This window comes from Sphingobacterium sp. MYb388 (assembly GCF_037479535.1).
Lineage (GTDB): Bacteria > Bacteroidota > Bacteroidia > Sphingobacteriales > Sphingobacteriaceae > Sphingobacterium > Sphingobacterium anhuiense.
The window spans coordinates 801,223-822,135 of record NZ_JBBGYV010000001.1 but is presented as its reverse complement, the minus strand read 5'-3'; the positions used below and the strand labels follow the sequence as shown (position 1 = coordinate 822,135).

At 33.7% G+C, this 20,913-nt stretch carries 17 protein-coding genes; 4 read left to right on the top strand and 13 right to left on the bottom strand.

Translation table 11 applies throughout. The annotated features are described in order from the left end of the window. Positions 1-113: 113 nt before the first annotated feature. From WH188_RS03705 to WH188_RS03670, 8 genes are all read right to left on the bottom strand, one after another. The gene (locus WH188_RS03705; RefSeq protein ID WP_339423290.1) at positions 114-842 is read right to left on the bottom strand and encodes a hypothetical protein; all 729 of its coding nucleotides are present in this window, start codon (positions 840-842) and stop codon (positions 114-116) included. A gap of 649 nt (positions 843-1,491) precedes the next feature. Next, complete coding sequence (locus WH188_RS03700) at positions 1,492-2,436, bottom strand: Abi family protein (RefSeq protein WP_339423289.1); 945 nt, start codon at positions 2,434-2,436, stop codon at positions 1,492-1,494. A gap of 394 nt (positions 2,437-2,830) precedes the next feature. Next, positions 2,831-3,319: a hypothetical protein gene (locus tag WH188_RS03695; RefSeq protein ID WP_339423288.1), complete on the bottom strand. Its 489-nt coding sequence runs from the start codon at positions 3,317-3,319 to the stop codon at positions 2,831-2,833. Between the two features lie 201 nt (positions 3,320-3,520). After that, a complete protein-coding gene (locus WH188_RS03690) occupies positions 3,521-4,726 on the bottom strand; it encodes a hypothetical protein (protein WP_339423287.1) in 1,206 nt (401 codons plus the stop codon). A gap of 11 nt (positions 4,727-4,737) precedes the next feature. After that, entirely contained in the window at positions 4,738-5,937 is a 1,200-nt protein-coding gene (locus tag WH188_RS03685) for a hypothetical protein (RefSeq protein WP_339423286.1), read from the bottom strand. 237 nt (positions 5,938-6,174) lie between these two features. Then, positions 6,175-7,302 carry a Fic family protein gene (locus WH188_RS03680; protein ID WP_339423285.1) on the bottom strand — a complete coding sequence of 376 codons (1,128 nt, stop codon included), beginning with the start codon at positions 7,300-7,302 and terminating at the stop codon, positions 6,175-6,177. Positions 7,303-7,398: 96 nt separating this feature from the next. After that, positions 7,399-8,580: a hypothetical protein gene (locus WH188_RS03675; RefSeq protein WP_339423284.1), complete on the bottom strand. Its 1,182-nt coding sequence runs from the start codon at positions 8,578-8,580 to the stop codon at positions 7,399-7,401. 368 nt (positions 8,581-8,948) lie between these two features. After that, positions 8,949-9,419, bottom strand: a complete 471-nt coding sequence (locus WH188_RS03670) for a hypothetical protein (RefSeq protein WP_132771186.1) — start codon at positions 9,417-9,419, stop codon at positions 8,949-8,951. A 727-nt stretch (positions 9,420-10,146) separates the two neighbouring features. Here WH188_RS03670 and WH188_RS03665 point away from each other — a divergent pair. Beyond that, the gene (locus WH188_RS03665) at positions 10,147-11,025 is read left to right on the top strand and encodes a hypothetical protein (protein ID WP_132771185.1); all 879 of its coding nucleotides are present in this window, start codon (positions 10,147-10,149) and stop codon (positions 11,023-11,025) included. Between the two features lie 172 nt (positions 11,026-11,197). Here the strand turns inward: WH188_RS03665 and WH188_RS03660 are convergent, their stop codons facing one another. Continuing rightward, positions 11,198-11,650, bottom strand: coding sequence for a hypothetical protein (locus WH188_RS03660; protein ID WP_339423283.1), 453 nt, complete (start codon positions 11,648-11,650; stop codon positions 11,198-11,200). Between the two features lie 1,183 nt (positions 11,651-12,833). On the opposite strand from WH188_RS03660, the gene WH188_RS03655 reads away from it, so the two are divergent. Next, on the top strand, positions 12,834-14,060 hold the full coding sequence (locus WH188_RS03655) for a helix-turn-helix transcriptional regulator (protein ID WP_339423282.1): 1,227 nt from the start codon (positions 12,834-12,836) through the stop codon (positions 14,058-14,060). 251 nt (positions 14,061-14,311) lie between these two features. Here WH188_RS03655 and WH188_RS03650 read toward each other — a convergent pair whose 3' ends face one another. The 3 genes from WH188_RS03650 to WH188_RS03640 form a co-directional block, all read right to left on the bottom strand. Next, positions 14,312-14,467 carry a DUF2256 domain-containing protein gene (locus WH188_RS03650; protein ID WP_339423281.1) on the bottom strand — a complete coding sequence of 52 codons (156 nt, stop codon included), beginning with the start codon at positions 14,465-14,467 and terminating at the stop codon, positions 14,312-14,314. Continuing rightward, positions 14,468-15,790 (bottom strand): ABC1 kinase family protein, encoded by a 1,323-nt coding sequence (locus WH188_RS03645; RefSeq protein WP_339423280.1) that lies wholly within the window; start codon positions 15,788-15,790, stop codon positions 14,468-14,470. A gap of 84 nt (positions 15,791-15,874) precedes the next feature. Continuing rightward, positions 15,875-16,534 (bottom strand): TetR family transcriptional regulator C-terminal domain-containing protein, encoded by a 660-nt coding sequence (locus WH188_RS03640; RefSeq protein WP_132771179.1) that lies wholly within the window; start codon positions 16,532-16,534, stop codon positions 15,875-15,877. 506 nt (positions 16,535-17,040) lie between these two features. On the opposite strand from WH188_RS03640, the gene WH188_RS03635 reads away from it, so the two are divergent. Together WH188_RS03635 and WH188_RS03630 are read left to right on the top strand one after the other, a co-directional pair. Continuing rightward, positions 17,041-17,727 carry a hypothetical protein gene (locus WH188_RS03635; RefSeq protein WP_339423279.1) on the top strand — a complete coding sequence of 229 codons (687 nt, stop codon included), beginning with the start codon at positions 17,041-17,043 and terminating at the stop codon, positions 17,725-17,727. Positions 17,728-17,814: 87 nt separating this feature from the next. Beyond that, positions 17,815-18,315 (top strand): protease, encoded by a 501-nt coding sequence (locus WH188_RS03630; RefSeq protein WP_339423278.1) that lies wholly within the window; start codon positions 17,815-17,817, stop codon positions 18,313-18,315. A 217-nt stretch (positions 18,316-18,532) separates the two neighbouring features. On the opposite strand, the gene WH188_RS03625 is transcribed toward WH188_RS03630, so the two are convergent. After that, positions 18,533-20,839, bottom strand: a complete 2,307-nt coding sequence (locus tag WH188_RS03625) for a hypothetical protein (RefSeq protein ID WP_339423277.1) — start codon at positions 20,837-20,839, stop codon at positions 18,533-18,535. Positions 20,840-20,913: the final 74 nt, after the last annotated feature.

The window sequence follows — 20,913 nt, the reverse complement described above, 5'->3', positions numbered from 1 at the left end:
GGCCAATGTTTATTTTCAAGCCTCAGGTTGTTTCGATCTGAGACTTTTTTAACTTTAAAATTTACTTATTGAGATTCTGCGAGTTATCAATTTATTTAATATCCATAAACGTTTTAAAGCTGGCGAGCATCTTCTTTTTCATCTTTATCATAAGTTTTTAACATATAATCTTGCCCTAAATTCCCGGAAAAGACCTTTACTTCAGCAGTCATCTCCTCATAAAAAGCTCCTTCATTCTCCATAAAAAACAGATTCATATATCTTGAACCCCAATCCGGATTCACAAACACTGCATCATTATAATTACCACCGAAAGTAACTAAAAGGCAAAATGTTGATATTTTAGCTTGTTCCCATTTTACAAATTGTCTGGCATTAAAAATATTACCAAGTGAAAGCAATCCATTTAAATAAATAGTGGTAAATAAGACTAAAACACTTAAATCAATTAATTTAGAAACCGATTTGGGCATACCCATATTTTTTGTTTTTACAAATACGATTACAACAACTGATATCACTCCTCCTATTAATACTGCATAAGGAAGAAAATACCAATCATTTTTGAGATGAACCTGATCATACAAAAAATATGCGAAACCCAACACACTCATAAAAGTACCAATTGCTACTACCCAGGTCATCTCCGATCTATAATGATACCAGTTTCCAAAAAATAAAATAAGCTGAAGGCCCACAAATATTCCGTAAAGTAGGGCAATGGACTGATTAAAAACGGTAAAGCCAAGGGCTTGCATAAATCCAGCTAACACAAAGCCAAAAAAAGCTAACTTTTCATAATTTGTCGTAGTATACAAATTCAGGTTTTTAAGAAATTTCATTTAATTAACACAATTGATTATTACACTAATTTAGTTAAAAAATAAATAAAAAGCAAAAAATAATATTTTAAAGCTTACTAGTTAATTAATAAATATCATATCACTTCGCACCGTCCATCTGATTAGGAAGCTGATACTGCGCTTCCCGAATCGGCGTACAACAAAAGAGATCCGTTTTAGTGAGATATTAAATCCTGGTTTCAATCCAATTTACAATTTTTAAAATAATCTATTGTAGCTTTTTTAGGTAGGAAGCTTTTACTATTTAAGGAAACGATATTGCAGCGCAGCTGGGAAATGCCAGTATGTTGAAACATGCGGTCTTTAAACTGGAAAAATCGGGCCTAGTAAAAGTCTTTAACAATGATAATCCTTTAAAACGTAAGAACAAGAAATCTTACGATAACGTGGGAATATATTATGTTAGCCCATTTAGTTTTGCTCCTGTCAATATGTACAATCTGGATTCGAACAGCAAGCTACTGTTAACGGATAATTAGCTAATAAATTTGAAAGCGAATCAGATTCTTGATTAGCTTGTGCTATTTTTTAAGAAGATGATTAAAGATTTGATTTTGAAAGAATAATTGAACTGCAAGTACAAAGTCCATATGAAATCGGTGAAACATTTGAAAACGCACAAAAAAGTTTATGACAAATATTCAATTTTCCACGGAGCTCTCTTTTCCCAATCTTCTGGAAAACCTAAATTGCTGACTTTAATCTGATGAGTTTTCACCAATTCTTCAATTTTATCCGTAAATGAATTTGAAATATTAAAAGTATTCAATAAATGGTTAATCGCAATTATTGCCCCATATACATTTGAATTAGCCTTTTCAGGAATATTCCCCATTATTTTGTGCTTATCCCTACTTGGAAATGATAATTTATTTGCCGTAAACTTTCTATTCCATAATCTTGAATGATGAGCACAAACATTTCGAACATCATTTAAAAATAACAACCAATTAACTAAAGACTTACCATTTGGTAATTTAAAATTTTTAGCGATACTATTTTTATATTCATCATTTTTTAAGCAGGTATATAACTTAATTAATTTACCGAAAGAAAGTACTTCAAAAGACATATTTTCAGGAGGAAGTATCTCGCTTGTATATTTCAATTTAAAAGCTCTAAGAAATTGTTCCTTAGGATCTTTCAATGATACTCGAATGGAATCCAAAACATAATTTTGATAACCTAAAATCTCCTCCTTCTCATCTCTTAATTCATTTTTATTGAGAAAGTAACTATCATTGTTATGCCAATAAAATCCGTATTGATTTGAATAGGTATTTATTATTTTTGTTCTAAAACTTACTTCAATTCTTTCCAAATAATCAAGAAAAATACGTCTGAGGTTTTTATCAAATGTATATAGATTGATAATATCTTCAAACGTAGTTCCATCCAAAAATTTAGTATCTCCAGTTTTAGTCTGTAAATGGAACATATAACCACTCAATCGATAATAACTTACATTTTGAAGATACTTTTCAGCTCGAATTAAACAACCAATAGATAAGGCTCGTTTTTGCAAAAGCTCAATCTGCTTATCGATAGATAAAGCTTCCTTAGAATATTTCATAAATTAGGCAAAAAAAAACCTCGCAAGATGCGCTTGAGTCAGAGGCGTGCGAGGGTATAACAGTACAAACATAGATTTTAAATATTTAATTCACAAATATTTTTCAAACTATTTCACTCTTTATCAATGAATTATATTTAGCAACACATACATCGTAAATTGTGAGAGCTTGATGATCAGTTTAAAAGCAACATTTACAAAGTTGCTGCTTACACTAAAAGTACTATCCCCAATACATATTGATACCGGGAAATAAAATCGCATCATTTTTTGGCTTTCAGAAAGGGGAAAACTCATCTTACATCTTTATGTCATATCAATAATGATCTTAACCAAAAGATAGCGTCCTGAAGATGACAAACAACAGGGATTAAAATGCATTCAGCGTGATTTTTTAAAATATCAGGGGTAATAAATCGTCTGATTCACCATATTTTTCATACCTGTAAATAATAAAAACCATGTATGAAACTGCTAAAAACCCCATAATTATCAGGCATATTCCCTCTTTTTTGATATTACTTACAATTACCTGATCATTTTTTTCAATTTGAAGTACATAGAAACTTGGTGTTACATTTTTTGATTCTTTCGACTCGTAATATACTTTAATCTTATCTCCTATTTTTATCTCGCTGTTAAGATTGTCATAATTTCTAAAAGTCTGATATACTTCTAAAGTTCCATTAAAACCCATAAGATTTAATGCAAATACATCGAAATCCCTATAATCTTGAAGTACTCTCTTTTCTGTTACTATATTTTCATAACTCGAATATGTATTTACATCTCTCAGCAATTTAGCAACACCAATATATGAAATGAATGCAAAAAATAAGATGCCTAAGCAACCGATAAGTCTTCCTATAAATTTTCTAAACATTTGGTTTATCTGGTTAATTGTTCTGAACTGGTTAGGTTAGTTATCAAAGATTACTTCTTGGATTTCTTGGATATAAAATTAACATTTTTCATGACACTTACGAAAGAAATTGAGATGTTGCGCAAAAAAGTTGTATCATCTAAAGTCAATGTGGCAAGGATAATTTAAATCAACAAATGTAAAGAGCCCAATGCCGCACCCTTAGCTTTGCGGTCCATGATCATCATAACGGTATTCAAGGCTATCTAACGACACTATATTTCCTTTATTATCCTCACTGTAAAAGATGACCATTTTTCGTTTAAAATATAAGGTTTTCCTATTTTCCCAAGCCGCTGTCCAAACGCAGGAATGCTGCTTGATGGCCTGTAGAAACTTTGCATGAACTGGCTTTTGCGAGCTAATGGATTCAAGTCCAGTAATTGCTCCGTTATGAAGAACAATAAACTGCACCAGGATCGAATCACGTGTGGTTTCTGCCTGAGATTGATCAGCAGGTAGGCCTATATGAGCAGAGAGCTTTTTCAGATAAGCTGCTTCTCCCAGAGATGGTTCAGGTTCCCCTTGTGCACGGCTACGGATATCTTTGCCAGCAATATCAAAATCGGCTATATAACAGGGTGCTTTAGGGTCAAAGTCCCTAGGGTGATAGAAAACCACAAAATTCTTTTGAGGTGTCCTCCAGCCTTTTCCCGTTAAATTACTGTACCGATACCCTTGATCTACCAGATGTACAAAATAGCGTTCGCCCTCGGCAAACCGAATACGGTCAACCTTAACTTCCTCTAGACCTTTGGGATTGATATAATACAAAGGAAAGTGATCCTGGACAATAACGCCAGGGTTAAGTGCATCCCAATAGCGATCGCGCCAATGTACAATGACATTTTCGAGCGGTAAACCGGTATACTTCTTGACGATCTCAGATATTGTCATGCGGTTGGCAAAAAAATCTTCATCGGTATCCACATGTATTGAACCTTGGTACACAATCCCGTCAATAAGAGTATCCTGTTCCGATCGCCTAATAGCAGTATACTCTTCTACTAATGTAGAACGGATGGCATAGGGGCTGACCTGTATGTTATTGATAAAATAAGCAGGATCATCGGCATGGTGATCGGCTGGTGAAGGTGGATACCAGGGTGTGTGGAGATACAGAACGCCTTGATATTTACGCTTCGGCCCTTGGATATAATCGAATACCCGCCCAAACTTGGCCTCCGGATATTTAAGCAACTCCTCTTTCTCAATGCGTGCACCATTTAAGATAAACTCATAATTTTCAAACGTTCCATATTGCTTTGGATATAATAGCGTACTGTCTAGAGGGCTGGTCGTTAACTGCTGCGATCGTGCAGTAAAGCTACCAACCAGCATGAGCAGTAATATTTGGTAATACTTCATATAGGCTGTGATCATGGTTTGTTGTTGGTTTGAACAAAATTGTAGCGATATTTAAGGCCATCTAGCGATTGGATATTTCCCTTTTGATCTTTACTATAGAAAATCACCATTTTTCGTTTAAATAACAGCGGTCTGCCCCCCTGTATGGATGGTAACCAGAGACAGGCATTTTTTTTGATCGCAGTAAGTATATCTTCATGACCGTGTTTATCTGATTCTACGCTTTTTAAATTCGCAATCATACCATCCTTCAGCACGATAAACTGGACGGTGATCGAATCTATCTGAGTAGCTGTACTCGGTTTAACTGTAGGAAGGCCCATTGTAGATGACAATTTCTTTAGGTAAAAATTTAGATCTTTACCAGGTGCAGGTTGAACCTCTGTATGGGTAAAAAGACCATCATCTTGCACATCGAAATCTGGCACATAACAAGGAAATAACGTATCAATAGCCAACGGCTCTGCAAAGAATGCTGCTGCTTTAGCATTACTCCAGTTATAGCTATTGTCGATAACGTGAACCACATACTGTTCGCCCCGGGCAAATCGAACAAGATCTACCTCAACTTTTTGAACCGATAAATTTCCGATCTTGAATGAATAAAGCGGAAAATTATTTTCGATTATCCTACCAATTTCATTCTCATAACTATAACGGTTTGTGGAACTTCTCCAATGTACGATGACATTTTCGAGCGGTAAGCCAGTATACTTTGCGATAAGATCGGGCAAGGAAATACGGTCTGCAAAAAAATCCTCATCGGTATCTACATGTATGGAGCCCCGGTACAATATGCCATTTATCGTGGTATCCTGTGTTGACTTTGCGATCCGCTTATACAATTCCATCTTGATCAAACGAATCTGATAAGGGCTAACCTGAGTTCCATTGATGAAATACGCAGGTAGATTAATATCTCGAACTGGAGGCGCATAGCGTGCTTCAGTATGAAAATATACGGCTCCAAGATAGCGCCTCCCTCCCAACCTAATCGGATAAGGGAAAATATTATTTAGCTGTGCTTCCGGATTATTAACCAACGTTTGATGCTCAATAACCTTTCCGTTAAGCACAAAGGCATAGTGTTCAAATGCGCCATATTTTTTAGGGAACATGGCGGCACTATCTGGACTGTTGAAGTACCCTAATTGCGGAAAAGCCCGTAATCCGGATAGGACTAAAATAAAAAGTAGGATATATCTGTACATTGAAAACATCTTATTACCTGTCCGATGTTTGCTGCACTGCACAAGCAATCAAATAAGCATTAAATAATATCTTGTTGGTTAGTTGCATAATGGTTTATCATTAATCTACACCTAAAATAACATTAAAATGTTATTGATGATGATTATATTCAATAAATAAAAGCCATTCTTGGCAGAATGGCTTTTATGATTTTGATAAAAGGTGATATATCTTATAGTCAGTTAAAAATGAAAAGACTACCAATTTAGTTCATAATTTGTGCTTCTGCCACCGGAATCTGCTTTAATTAAAATACCTTTATTAACTAAATCTGTAATATCTCGTAATGCGGTATCAGCCGATACCTTGGTCATCTTTGCCCATTTTGATGAAGTCAGGTTTCCTTCAAAATTATCCATTAATTTATTCAACATCATACGTTGCCTTTCATTACTGATATGAACATTGTTTTGTAGCCAAAAGTGATGTTTTCCCACGACTTTATCTATTATCGTATTCGAAGCAATAATAGCTTTTTTAAGGCAGTTTAAAAACCAAACTACCCAATTGGTAATATCAGAATCGCCTTTTTGCGTTTTCTCTAGAATCGTATAATATTCCTTACGCTCTTGTTTAATTTGCCCAGACATACTATAAAAGCGTTGATTGACACCATCCGCTTTCGATAGTTGCATATCTGTTAATGCACGACCAATACGTCCGTTTCCATCATCAAATGGATGTACAGTCACAAACCATAAATGTACAATAGCAGCTTTTAAGACTGGATCTATACTAGAATCCATATTAAACCAGCCTATGAATCTCTTCATTTCCTCTTCGAGACGTTCAGCTTTAGGTCCTTCAAAGTGTACGACTTCTCTTCCCATTCCTCCCGAAACCACTTGCATATCTCCACTTCTCCATTGTGCTACATCAATCTTGTACAAGCCACTTCTACCGATTGGAAATAATGCGCCATGCCAGCCAAATAATCTTTCTATACTTATGGTCTTATCTGTATTCTGTGTAGCATCTAACATCATCTCTACCACACCATCAATATGTCGGTCAGATTGTATCAAACCTGAATTATCTAATCCTAATCGAGTAGCTATTGAAGAGCGGACTTGTTCTGGATTAAGTATTTCACCCTCTATTTCTGATGATTTCACTACATCTTGTATAAGTGTTTCTAAGTTTGCTTCGTCTTGTAATTCAAATCCTAGCAACTCTACTTTTCCAATAAGTTTTCCTTGCAGATGTCTAACTTCGCTTAATAAATTAAGTATCTTCTGGTCTTCCCATTGGAAATCTGTCCAACTATGTCGCTCGTGTATATAGACTGCCATCGCTTCTAAAGTGTATGCGGTAAATATAAGCATTATTCACCGCAACAAAAGCGGAGAATAAACTATTTAATATCCGCACGAAATAATTGTGCTTCATCAAAATTTGAAATATCAGTGAGTTATATTCGGTTAATGATGATCATAACGGTATTCAACACGATCTAACGATTGAATATTTCCCTTATTATCTATACTATAGAAGATCACCATTTTTTTATGACAAAAAACAGGTCTGCCGCCCATTATGGCCGGAGACCAGACGCAGGCATTTTTTTTTATAGCAGAAAGAATGTCTCCATGACCAGGTTTATCTGATTCGACACTGCTTAGAGCGGTAATCATACCATTCTTCATCACGATAAACTGAACGGTAATCGAATCAGGCTGTGTAGCCGTACTCGGTTTAACTTCAAGAAGTTCCATTGTCGATGATAATTTCTTTAGGTAAAAATTTAGACCATTATAGACCATCGGATCAATTTCTGCGTGAGTAAAAATACTATATTCTTGCATATCATAGTCCGAAACATAACAGGGAAATACCGTATCAAGAGCCAAAGGCTCTTCAAAGAATAATGCAGCTTTAGATTTACTCCATTTATAACTGTAATCACTAAGATGAACCACATACCGCTTACCCTGAGCGAAGTGGACACGATCTACCTCTATTTTCTCAACGGATAAATTACCGATTTTGAATGAATACAGTGGAAAATTACTTCGGATTATCGTACCCGTATCATTTTCACTATTATATAGGTTTTGAGAACCGAGCCAACGAACGGTGACCAGTTCAGGTTTTAAACCGGTATACTTTTCAATAAGATCGGGCAAGGCAATACGGTCTGCAAAAAAATCTTCATCGGTATCTACATGTATAGAACCCCGGTAAAGGCCACCATTTATCGTTGTATCCTGTGCTGACTTCGAGATCCGCTTATAGAGTTCCAACTTGATCAACCGGATCTGATAGGGACTAACCTGTCTGCCATTAATGAAATAGGCCGGTTGATCGGCATATCGGACATGAGGAGCATACCGCTCTTCCGTATGAAAATATACTGCTCCGGCATAACGTTTACCTTCCAGCGTAATGCTGTTCGAGAAAACATTATTCAGCTTAGCTTCTGGATTATTAAGCAAAGCCTTTCGCTTGATAAGCTTTCCATTAAGCAAAAATGCGTAATCTTTGAAAGTCCCATATTGTTTCGGGTATAACGCGGCACTGTCAGAAGTATTGGAGCATGTGGACTGGGAAAAGACCTGTAATCCAGATAGAACTATAATAAAAACTAGGATATATCTGTTCATTGAATACATGTTATTACCTGTCCGACGTTTGCTACCCTGCATATCCCATCAAGTTAGTATTAAAAAGAATGTTACTGGTTAGTTAGGGTCTATCATTAATATCCTTCTAAAATAACATTAAAAAGTTATTGCCGATGATTATATTTAAGAAATAAAAGCCATTCTTGGCAGAATGGCTTTTCATGATTTATGCGAAATTTGATCGATTCATTTTAATTTTTCAATTTCCTCAACAATAGTATCCCATAGTAATCTAGGTAAGGATAACGCTTAAAATGTTTATAGAAAATCAGAACTGAAATTTTTCTACTTTACAATGTTTCTATAATTTGAAAGAGATCATCATTTTGAAATTGTTAAATCGCTTGTTAGGGATTAAATACAGACATCATGTTATGAAGAATACCTTTATCATTAAATTCTAGTATACAGCTTGTATATTCATTTTCGATAGACTTTCTATTAACATAATATTTAAAATGCGTTTTCGACGGTCCTTCCATATCAATAGCAACAAGTTTATTCCCTAACAAAGCTTTAACTTGCTTATAATTTTTTCCAATTAATGTAGTTTCAATACCACTAAGTCTAACTAAAGGTGATGATGAAGTGATTACCCAAAGTTGTAGACGACCTTCACTTTCTTGGAAACTCAATTCCAATGGCACTCCTTCATATATTACTTTTGCAATATCATCCTTTAGTCTAAAGTTAATCACCTCTCGAGCCTCCTGGACGGCCATTCCAAGTTTTAATTTTTTATATCCTAAATCGGACATTTGACAAATAGCTGGTAAAGCTGCCAATAAAGCAATACAAAGCAATAGATATTTTTTCATATTCATTTAATAATTTATTCTTCTGCAAAGATAGGTTGGCAAAATCATGTCTTGCAGTTTTACGAGAGTAGTATTAGGGGTAGTTTAAATTTCACGAAGGGTAGTAATATCTATAAATAATTACTACACTGACAGTTATGAGGTCATTATTATAAAGGAATGAAAATAATATTGCACCCTATCAAGAACTGCTAAATGAACTAAAAGCTTTTTGAAAGTGCATAAATGGAGTTGTTTTCGGAGTCTATATTTATTTGATAAGGTTACTTTTCTTAAGGACTTTTAAAGTCAGAGGAGATTATTGCTCAAAATTAGCATTAAAGAGATAACCTGTCGAATATTAATATTAATCCTTTTAAGATATTATTAATGCATAAGATGCAAACAGCGGTTATCATACCATTTAAACAGCTTTCAAAATAGAAAAGCAAGCGGTCCTATTTAGGCATTTAGAAAATACTGAACTAGCAACTCCAGAATATTTTAATAATTATTTTGGAATATTCGATATATACTACCTGTCGACTATATTTAAACTACACGAATTACTACCCTTGATATTTACAACATCTAGATCAATATGATTTACCTTTATCATGACAAAAATATGTTTGAAAATGGTTTATAAAAATATTCCTACGTCAAAATTTTCATCCCATTACGATTTAATTTTAAACAAAAAATCCACATAATTATCTTTTAGTAAATTTAGTAACATTACATTATTATGAAAAAATTATTTTCACTCCTCTTTGCAATTATTATAACATGCATGAATGCTTTCTCGCAAACCTCTATTAAATTACCTTATTTCAAAGAGTTCAATGAGACCAGTAAAAAATGGCCGGTTGAGTGGTTGAGTTCTAAAAAGGAATTTGATTTTATACCTATTTTAAGTATTAAAAAATTGGATAATGAAATATTTACGATAAATATAGACTTTGGAGGCTCTTCATCAGGTATTTTTAAGAATAATGTTGTATACGATCCAGCAGAAACAAAGAAAATACAAAAGAATAATGCTAATACAAATTTGATGGCTTATCGATATACCGGGTCAGATGACTACTTATGGACCGAAAATATAACTTTGAACGAAATATGGACTAATCCTACTAAATGGACGTCTTCTTCCAATGCCAAAATCTATACTTTTGAAAAATCTATCGGTAATAAATCCGTTTATTCAGCAAATCTTGCTGTTCAGTCAGCAAAGAAATTTCCAGTAAAATTTATATCAACAAATAAGCAAATTAAAGGAACCTGGGAAGGCTTTACAAATTGGACTTCTGTCCCTACAAACTCATATTTTGAATTAAAAGTTATTACAGAATTAAAAGTTTATAATTTTAAATACTTTGAAAATGGTACTTTAAAAATGAATTATGATATTACTTATAATGATGCGAAAACGAAGGAGTTAAGAAAAGAAAATAATACCATTTCATGCTATAAAGTTAACGGTTCGCAAGATGCTTGGGTCTATCTATTAAATACAACTATGGGTAATATATTTTTAAATCCGGATAAATGGTCTAATGAAAACAATGCTGTGGTCAGCATTGTGGATTTACAGAAAAATGGAAAATTAATAAAAATTAAATAGCGATCTAGACTAGTTTATAATCAAAAAAAGCCCATCTTAATTTTAAAATTAAGATGGGCTTTTTTTTTGATATATTTTGGTTTCCCTCCTAAACGTTTAATAAAGTGTTGTTTTACTTTAGATGGATTTTGATCAAGCTTTGTAATGTATCAAAGCTTAGTGTTTAGTAAAGTTATCGATTATATATTGTGATTGTTCCAGCTTTTGTTTTAGACCAATATATCCAAATTGAACCGTCGCTAAAGTAACTTTTTCTTTCTATTAGGGATTTAAAAGAAGTCTTTACAATATAAAAGTAATCTCCATTTGAAACCTGATAGCAATTTAATGTTTTATCGTTCCAAGCTATCCGCTCTGACTTTGTTTTTTGAGGATCGTAGATTGCACTTAATCTGACTTTTGATGTGTTATCATCCAAAAACAAATCGTAAGTACCCGATTCCGAATTCAGTGTAATGACAAATGTTGCAGGATAATTATTCGCAAAGTATTTTAATGTTGATGGATAGTGCTTCTCTTTAATGTTTTTTGTTTGATAGGTGTTAAAGTTTAATGATACCGATTGTCCAAAGGACTCCAGAGAGCAAGTCATGAATGTTAGTGTCAGAATAATTATAAATTTCATAATGATAAAGAATTATTTAATATTTAAAAATAAATTAAAAGAGATGATAAAGCAACTAATTGAATGGCAACTACCCAGTAAGCATCAATTACCGAATGTTTATAAGATTGATTATTAACCACTTAATTCACCAAGTAGTTAATAATACTACCCAGTGAATTAAATGCATGGAACAAATTAATATGAGTATGTATACTGCTCATAGATATAGTAAGTTGAAGATGAACCTTCATTATGGTTAACTGATTAAATAGTCAGTAACATCAGAACACTTTGTTAATAATCTGCGAGCGTGTTTTCCTGGTAAAATCGCAACAGAAATCATTAAAGATGTCGTCGCAGTACGCGAAGAATCTCCACATGTTGTTATAAATAGGCTGTAGCAAAAAGAATAATTATAAGCTGTATCATAGAGCTAAATAACCAAAATAAAAGTCCGACGAGATACCCTGTACCCTTCATTTTTCCAAATACATATACGGCAGACCAGCTCTGAACACATCTAAGGATTACCAAAATTGATGTAGCAAGCAAACCTATTAGCCCCAAGAATATACACAACCCCTGTATTGTCCTGGGCACAACACTTATAAAAATCATATTTGGAAATAAAAAATTTAAATTGATTAATAACATAGTAACGGAACTAAGAAGAATAGTAGATCTGATCAACACTTTTCCCCAAATGTTCTGTAGATTAAAGAATGCTAACGTAGGGTTAGGATAACTAAGGCAAGATCCGATCAAGATAACACTTAATGTCCCAATAACTGTGCAGGAAATAATCATAGTAAAATAACTTTTATTCTAAATAAAATGATAAGAAAAACAAAACATATTTAAAACTCTTGTTTTCTTATGAACAAGTACAAATATCGGTCTGTAAGAGGTTAATGAACAAATTCTATTAGGGTAGTTTTAGCCTTTTAATGGGTAGTATTCAGATCCTACCCGAGAATAGTGCCTCATAAAAGTATATTCATCTTCCTTAGAAAATATTGAATAGTAAGATGTAATTGAGGACATACCATTTTGGTAGAATTATCTGTTTATCAATAAACATGAAAAGTATTTCTATTATATTTTAAATGAATTTATTTTGGATTTTCCATATATTTGGGCATTTCTAGTTACATATCCTAACGGAAGGACTAGGTGTTAGCCATTATTTGCAATAAAATTTATGTTTTTCTTTAAAAAGTATTTATTATTTATTATAATTTCACTTTATTTCACGCAGTTATATAGTCAAAACATTGATCATAAATCTTTGGAGCTTGAAATCTCAAACTTTAATGATAAAAATCAAAACGAGAAGTCAATAGTAAAGCTTGACAAAATCATAAATGACACGAAATCTACTGATTATGATCGATATCACGCTTACTTACAAAAGTCATTGACGTACAAAAATCTCTATAATTATACAGGAGCACTGACTAATCTAACATTAGCAGAAAAAGCGGGTAGAAACACGAAATATAATAAAGAAACAAGTACACGAATTCTAATTGAGCAACTATTTATTTACTTTGATCTGAAAAAAAACAAAGAGTTTAACGAATTGCTTCTGCAAGTAAAACCAGAGAACCTCAAATATATCAAAAATGAAACTAGAGCATTTTATGAATGTATCCTGGGCAATTTGGAAATGAAAAAAGGGAACTATGTCTTTGCTGATAAATATTTTGATAACTGTATTATACTCCTAAAAAAAGAAAATCCCAAGCATTTACCTATTATTTATAAAGTAAAAGTAGAGCTATATAATTTGATGGGAAAACATAAGGAGGCAATAAAAGCTTTTGAAATAGGAATGGACTATGCCGAGAAGTTTCAAATAGATATTTATAAAATCACGATGCTAGAGACCATAATCTATTATTATACCTCCAATGAGCAATATAAAGAAGCATACCTGGCGCAAAGTGAGGTAACACGACAGAGAAAATTATATGATGCTGCAAATAGAAGCGGACAACTTAATAATCTAGAAAAAGAGCTGCTTCAACAAAGGAGTGACATCGAATTGAATAATAAGAAGAATATGCAACTCGTGCTCAGCACTATAATTATATTGCTGTGTATTTTAATTTTCGTTCTTTTTAAGCTTTTTCAATCAAATAAACAACGAAGACTTTTAATTGAAAAAGAAATAGCGCGTATGAGAATTCAACTAGAATCCTATATCAATCATACTGCAGAAAATAAAAATAATCAACTATATTTAAACCTTGAAAAGTATAATTTGAAACCTCGTCATCTCGAAATCATTGAACTGATTAGAAAAGGAAAAACAAATAAGGAAATTGGAAATGAATTGTTTATTTCAGAAAACACTGTTAAATACCACTTAAAAATAATTTATGAAATATTAGATATCGACAATCGATCTGAATTAACCAAATAAATAAATGCTCGATAACTATGCTGTATACGTCCTAGTAATTATATATTTGCAGCTCTCAAGCAAACATAGTAACCCTATACTAATTCGCTATAAGCTGGGCAGTATGCTTCTGTATATACATCTAGCCAAGTCTGGAAAATAATCTAAGCTTTTTGGTCAAGAATTCTCAATATTCTGCTTATAAATAAACTTATTTAAAGATGTAATTGCTTACGCAGATTTACAGCTTCGTGATTATTTATCTTTGATTATTAAACTGTTACCAAGAGAAAACATGTTGATTTCTTATTTTTTCGACATTTTTCGCTACAATATTTTACGTTGCCCCAATTTTTCTTCCATTTTTTTCGCCAATTAAAGCGTAATCCGCAGACTACACAAATCTTCGAAGGTAAGTTAGAAGGCATTTATTGTTTAAAATTTTTATATTGATTGATGACGATATTTTGCGCTTTCAGATCGTGCATCATATTGTACAATCCAAAAAATGTGCGGTTCAGATAAATAAAATGTTTCGACCCCCTGTTGGTGTTCATCCCTTTTATATTACTCAGTTTCGCATACCGCTGACCTAAATCTGCAATTTCCTGAAAAAAAGTTTCATCAGAAAAATCAAAATTCACGACATTGAAAGGTCTTGTAAATAATTCCAGTAATTCGTAGAATAATTTAGTAAAAAACTCCTGTTCCTCTGCAGAATCATGAGCAAGCAAGATCTCAAGCTCGTATAATTTTTCTTTGTAAAATTCAGGATTATCCAGATTCTTACGTTCAGCCAATTCAAAATAAGGTTTGTAAAAATCATTCGGAATTTCTTTGATGCAACCAAAATCAATCACAAGCAACTTTTTATCTGCGGAAACCAAAAAATTTCCGGGATGCGGGTCGGCGTGTACCTGCTTCAGAACATGCATCTGGTACATATAAAAATCCCAAAGTGTCTGTCCGATCTTGTTCAAATCATCCTGAGAATTATCTAGTTTTGTAAATTCTGAGAAATGCTTTCCGTTCATCCAATCCATCGTGATGATTCTTTCACAGGAAAATTCTGGATAATATGTAGGAAAAGCGAGATTAGGAAGATGAGCACATTTTTCAGAAATTTCCTGACTTCTTTTCAGTTCCAGATCATAATCTGTCTCCTCAAACAATTTATTTTCCACTTCCTGAAAATACGATTCCGACCCCTCTTTTTTGATGTTAAACATCTTCATCGCAATCGGTTTAACCATTTTCAGATCACTTGAAATACTTTCCCTCACGCCAGGATATTGAATTTTGACTGCAAGGTCTTGACCATCTTTCTTGGCTTTATGAACTTGTCCGATGCTTGCTGCATTAACAGATTCATCTGTAAACTCATCAAATAGGTCTTCCGGATTTTTACCGAAATACTTTCTGAAAGTTTTTTTTACTAAAGCTCCGGAAAGTGGCGGAACAGAAAATTGCGATAAAGAAAATTTCTCTACATAGGCTTGCGGAAGAATATTTTTTTCCATACTCAGCATCTGAGCAACTTTTAGAGCAGAACCTTTCAATTCTTTTAAAGAATCGTAAATATCGGTCGCATTATCTTCATTTAAAGTTTTTCGAGCTTCGTCCTCATCTTTATCCTTTGTAATTTTATTTCCGTAATATTTGATGTAATTAACGCCAACTTTGGCGCCTGCTTTCAGCAAACTGCTCGTTCTTTCTAACTTTCCTGTCGGTATTTTATGGAGTGTTTTCATTTTTAAATTTTCATTGCTAATAGACGTCAAGAATTTCCATCATGTTGATTGAAAAATAGTAGGATTTTAATGCAGATGTGTCATTTAACTTTTTCTAAATTTCTCTTTGAATAAAAACTTCCCAAGGTCAACTACTTTTCGCAATGGTTCATTATCCATCAATTCAAAACCTGTATCTATTGTTTTTTCAATGAAAATATCTGTTTTTTCGAATGATGGCGAGGTATCTTTTTTCCAAAACTCGATGGCAGAAACCAAATGAAGCCAAAATGCTTCTTCTCTAGCCTTGTCATGAAAATTTTTCACATCATCTTTTGCTTCTTTAATTATACTCCAATCGTTAAAATCGAGTGTTTTGATGAAGTTTCGATGCGTTTCTTTGAGTTGATCTGAAATTTTTGCAGCATGTAATTTGTCATTCCCCAGAATCATCAAAACCAACGAACGGTTCATCGTCATGTTTTCAAAAAAGATAAAATATACGTTCAAAAGCTTTTCTTTCGACGTAATCTTATCAGAAATATTAACTTCTGACGCCAATGCTACGGACTTTTCAAAAAGATTGACCAACATTGATTTTTCAATCTGCTCGAAACTTGTAAAATAATCGTAGAAGTCTTTTTCTTCAAAATCATTATCCTTTGCAAAACGGTAAATATTTTTTGGCCGCTCGCCGTGATTCAAAATGTACTCTCCGTACAATTCAAATATTTTATCTGCTGTAATTTGATTTTCCTTTTCCATCTTTGTATTTATATCTTACCATACACAATTTAGTCATATTTTAAACCAACTTAATAAAATAAGGTTTAATTTTACACTATATCAATGATCCAATAGATGACTAATGGTAAAATATAGGTTTAATCTGATTTAAGGCCCATTTTGGAATTTTAACTGTTTACTCATTATTTGAGCATGAGCTGATTCAAGATATGGGTTAGATTGCCGAAAATGTATATTTAATCTATTTGTACTTATACGTTTCTATATCCAATCTCGTCTGTTTTTTGCCGTAGTTTATCAATAACTACCTCAATGCTGACCGATAGCTTTTTCAAATAAGTTATTTCTCCTCGAGATGGTCTAGGTTCTCTTTCTATACGTTTGAACGGATATCTTTAGCTACGATATCAAAGTCTGCCTCATAGCTATACTTAAGGGTGGATGAACATTTCTATATCAGGATTGTTATAATCTTATATGATCATTTTAAGCATTTAATCGATATAAATAGGAATTCCGTCAATATGCAGAAAACTCGTAAAATACTTAAGATCTTGCCACCGCAGAAGATGTTGCTACCTCTGATCATTTTATGTGTTGTTATTGCATGTACAGATCGAGCAGGTTCTGATAAAAGCAAAACAAATACAACTATGCATAAAGTTGAAACACTGTCACCCACAAGATCAGCAGAAGAGCATACTCCTCCCCTTAATATCGATGCTATAAAAAAGGCTTATACTGCTGTCAATAAACAACTCGAAGATGGTCAATTGGATTCCACAACATTTAAATATTCGTGCAAAGATGAAAAAAATGGGACGGTGAGTTACTTTACAAAAAATGGTAACCTTAAACTAATTGTCCACAGATATAATGAATATGATCATTATGAGGCTGTAGATCGTTATTTTGTACAGGACAGTACTTTATTTTTCACTTACAGTACCAGTACCGCGTGGTCTTTTGATGATGGTCCAGAAGGCTCAACAAAGGATAACATCAAAGAAAATCGAACTTATCTCATAGCGGAGAAGCCGGTTAAATGTTTGGAGAAAAATTTCACAATACGATCAAAAGCATCCACTAATCCTGATCCGGAATCAGTTCCTAACCGAGATGTTAATTGCCAATCTGCGGCAATTGTATTAAAACCGTATCACATATTGACAAAATACAGATTTAAATCTACTGCAAATTGCTTGGAATGATCATAAATCTCTTTTATTTAGATATAACAGGCAAAACCAAATCCATTAACTGCTAGTCAGTAATTACGCATAATTAAATATATACATATGATTCGTCCCTTCTCTTTCTTAATTCTTGCAGCTATATTCGTGACGGGCTGTCAAAATCAAAAAAATGTTTCTGACACAGCTGAAGTTAAACAGGATACGTCAACGTTAATTCCTCTGGAGACACAACTACAAGCGATTGACCCTAATTTTTCCACAGATTCCGTACTATTATCATTCTCAGTGTTCAACCATTCAGACACGGTACAGCGTTTTTGTAAATGGGAAACACCCTTTGAACCGATGTTAGGAAAATATATGGAAATTGTCGATGAACAGGGAATAGAAACGCAGTTTACTGGTCCGATGGCAAGAAGGGTGATGCCACCTCCTGCAGAAAGTTATATTCTAGTGCAACCACATGATTGCGTCAGTACAGTATACAACCTTGCAAAAAAATATACGATCAAACCGGGAAAGTACACTGTTAAATATACTGGCGGAGGTGTGAGCGGTCTACATGAAGGAAATGAAGTCAAAATTACTGTAAATGGAAAGTAATGCGTGGCTATGTCGATTGTGAGGATCAAAACTTATAATACTACGCCCCTCTATTTAAATCATAAAAGCATATTTCTTGATCGCATTCATAATATGGCAATCGATGGTTTTTTGAATCATGATGACTAGATATCAATTTTAACATAAACAAGCAGTACTTTTTCGTACTGCTTGTCTTGTAATTAGCTCTAGTAGAAAAACGATAACAACGTAATCACTAAAATAATTTTGAGAATAAACCTGGTTTTTTCCAGTTCTTTTTGTACTCATCTGCCAAAGCAACATGATCACTGTAGCCCAATACAATGTCAAGATGTTGATGCGCTTGCTTCAAATCGCCACTGACATACAAAGCTTTTGCCACTAACAGATGAACTTCTTCGGCGGTATCATCATATCCCCGATCTTCGGTCTCATAAATATGCTTTAATTTATTGGAGTACCTAAGCAAGGGTTCCAGTTGATTGTTAGCTGCAAATAATTTGATACCATATAGCAACCATTGTAGATATTCCGGCGCGTCAAATGTTTCTTCACAATAAGAATCATGTGCTGTAAAAAAGTCAATTCCTACTGGATACTCCTCCATGAAATAATGACTTTTCATAATCATATACAACGTTTTTGCTTTATCAAAGGCATTAATAATAAATTCCTTCTTATTGGCTAAGTATAATCGAGCTGTATGGTTGACGTTTTTATAGTCTTCCAGTTCATTGTAAATTTGCATCAGCACATAGGGTGCATGTGCTTCATGCGGATACTGCTCAATAATATGCGTATAATAAGCGATCTTAACATCATGTCGTTCGTCGTCATAAATATCGTATAGCAATCCTTCAACAGTATTTTTCGCGGCTTCATAATCTCTAAAATCATAATCGGAAATATCTGGATTCACGATATAGTGTTGATAGATTTTAGATAGCAATTCCTGTGCTTCATCAGCAATATGTTCAGTCTCCCCCAAGCCATTCTTGACAACTAAATAATCGGCTTGATGTTTCAGATATAGATAAAAGTTTGAATCTTCTGCTGTATAAGTACGAAAGAATTTTGCTAACGCAGCTTTTGCATCGACATAATTTTCTTGTTTTATTAGTGCATCTAATAAAGTATGATGCAGTTCCTCAAATTCACTATTTTGCAGACCAGTATGGATCACATCGACTGCAGTCCCATAACATCCATTTTTAATAAGTTCTATACTATAGTTATTGCAGCACATGGCCCAATTGTGTCTGCTACCGAGATAGTCACTTTCATAACTACCTTCTTCGTAATATGCCTGGAAAGCATGAAAAGATTGTTCATAAAGACCCGATAACATCGCTTGAAACAACGCAAGATCTTCCGGATCTGTAATTTCCTCCGTAATAAATTCGCTAAGTTCAACGCCGTCATTGTACAGGTCCCGAGGCAAATCTTCAAATGTTGGAAGTTCCAGATCGATTGCTCCTGTTACTAAATATTTGGATATAAAATAGCGTCTCCAAGTTATGGATGCGGATTTAATTTCTAGGGCTTTGCTCAGCAGTGGTAATGCTTCTGCGTGGCGTGCTGCTTCATGTAAATAGGTGCCTGCAAAATGATACAGCGAAAATTTATCGGAATGCGCCTCCATCAGCCTAAGTGCATGATGATAATAAAAATCGGCCTTTAGATGCATCCTCTCAAAATGATTACGCTCCACGATTAACTGGAAATAAAACACGTCATCATCAACAAGTCCATTCTTAATCAGCTTATCGAAACGTTGGTGCCATTTCACTAGCCCATCTAAAACATCCTCTTTACTATTTACACCTCTGATCAATTTCAATAAGATGACTTTTGTCAAGGCCATATCTTCATTTTCAAAAGCTATTTCTGCAAGATACAGGTAGTCGCTATCATCATCACTGGCAATGTTCTGTATATGATCTGCTATAACCTGAACGATTTCATCTGGAGGTATTAATTTATTTTCCTGTAGCAGATAAATCTTCTTCATCAGAAAGATCGCGTTATACTGATTACGCTGTTCTCTATCTGCTGTAAAATATGTGGTAAAGAAAGCCATTGCTTCATCCAACGTTTTCAAAACAGCCGCTTTTTCTCCGACAGATTCATAAATCCTAATTAAGAAATCATAACCAGATGTTGCATGGTTAGGATCTTGAATTAAACGTTGTGCATAACCGATATAATCGTTCCTATTTTCGGCCGTGATGTGTCTTTTGGAAAGATGAATATAAGCTAAATTATAATCGTTATTCAATGCATAACTTAGTATATGCTGTAATGCTTCTGAATTTTCGGGCTCAAGGCTTATAATTTTCTTAAGATAAGGGACCGTAAATTGATTCATCGTGTCATAGACAAGCTCCGGGTGACCAGGGTAAACATAATCGTAATGTGCAATAGCCATTAAAAACAATACCGTTGTATCGTCAGGATGATTTTTAAGATGCTGCTCTCCTTCTTCTATACATAGTGCGAGATCACCTGAATAAAATAAATTTTCTAACTCCTCGATGTTCATCTATATAGTTATTTTGTCGTGTTGTTTAATTTTTAAATATCTAATCAAAGTTAGTGTATGAACAACCTTCAAAA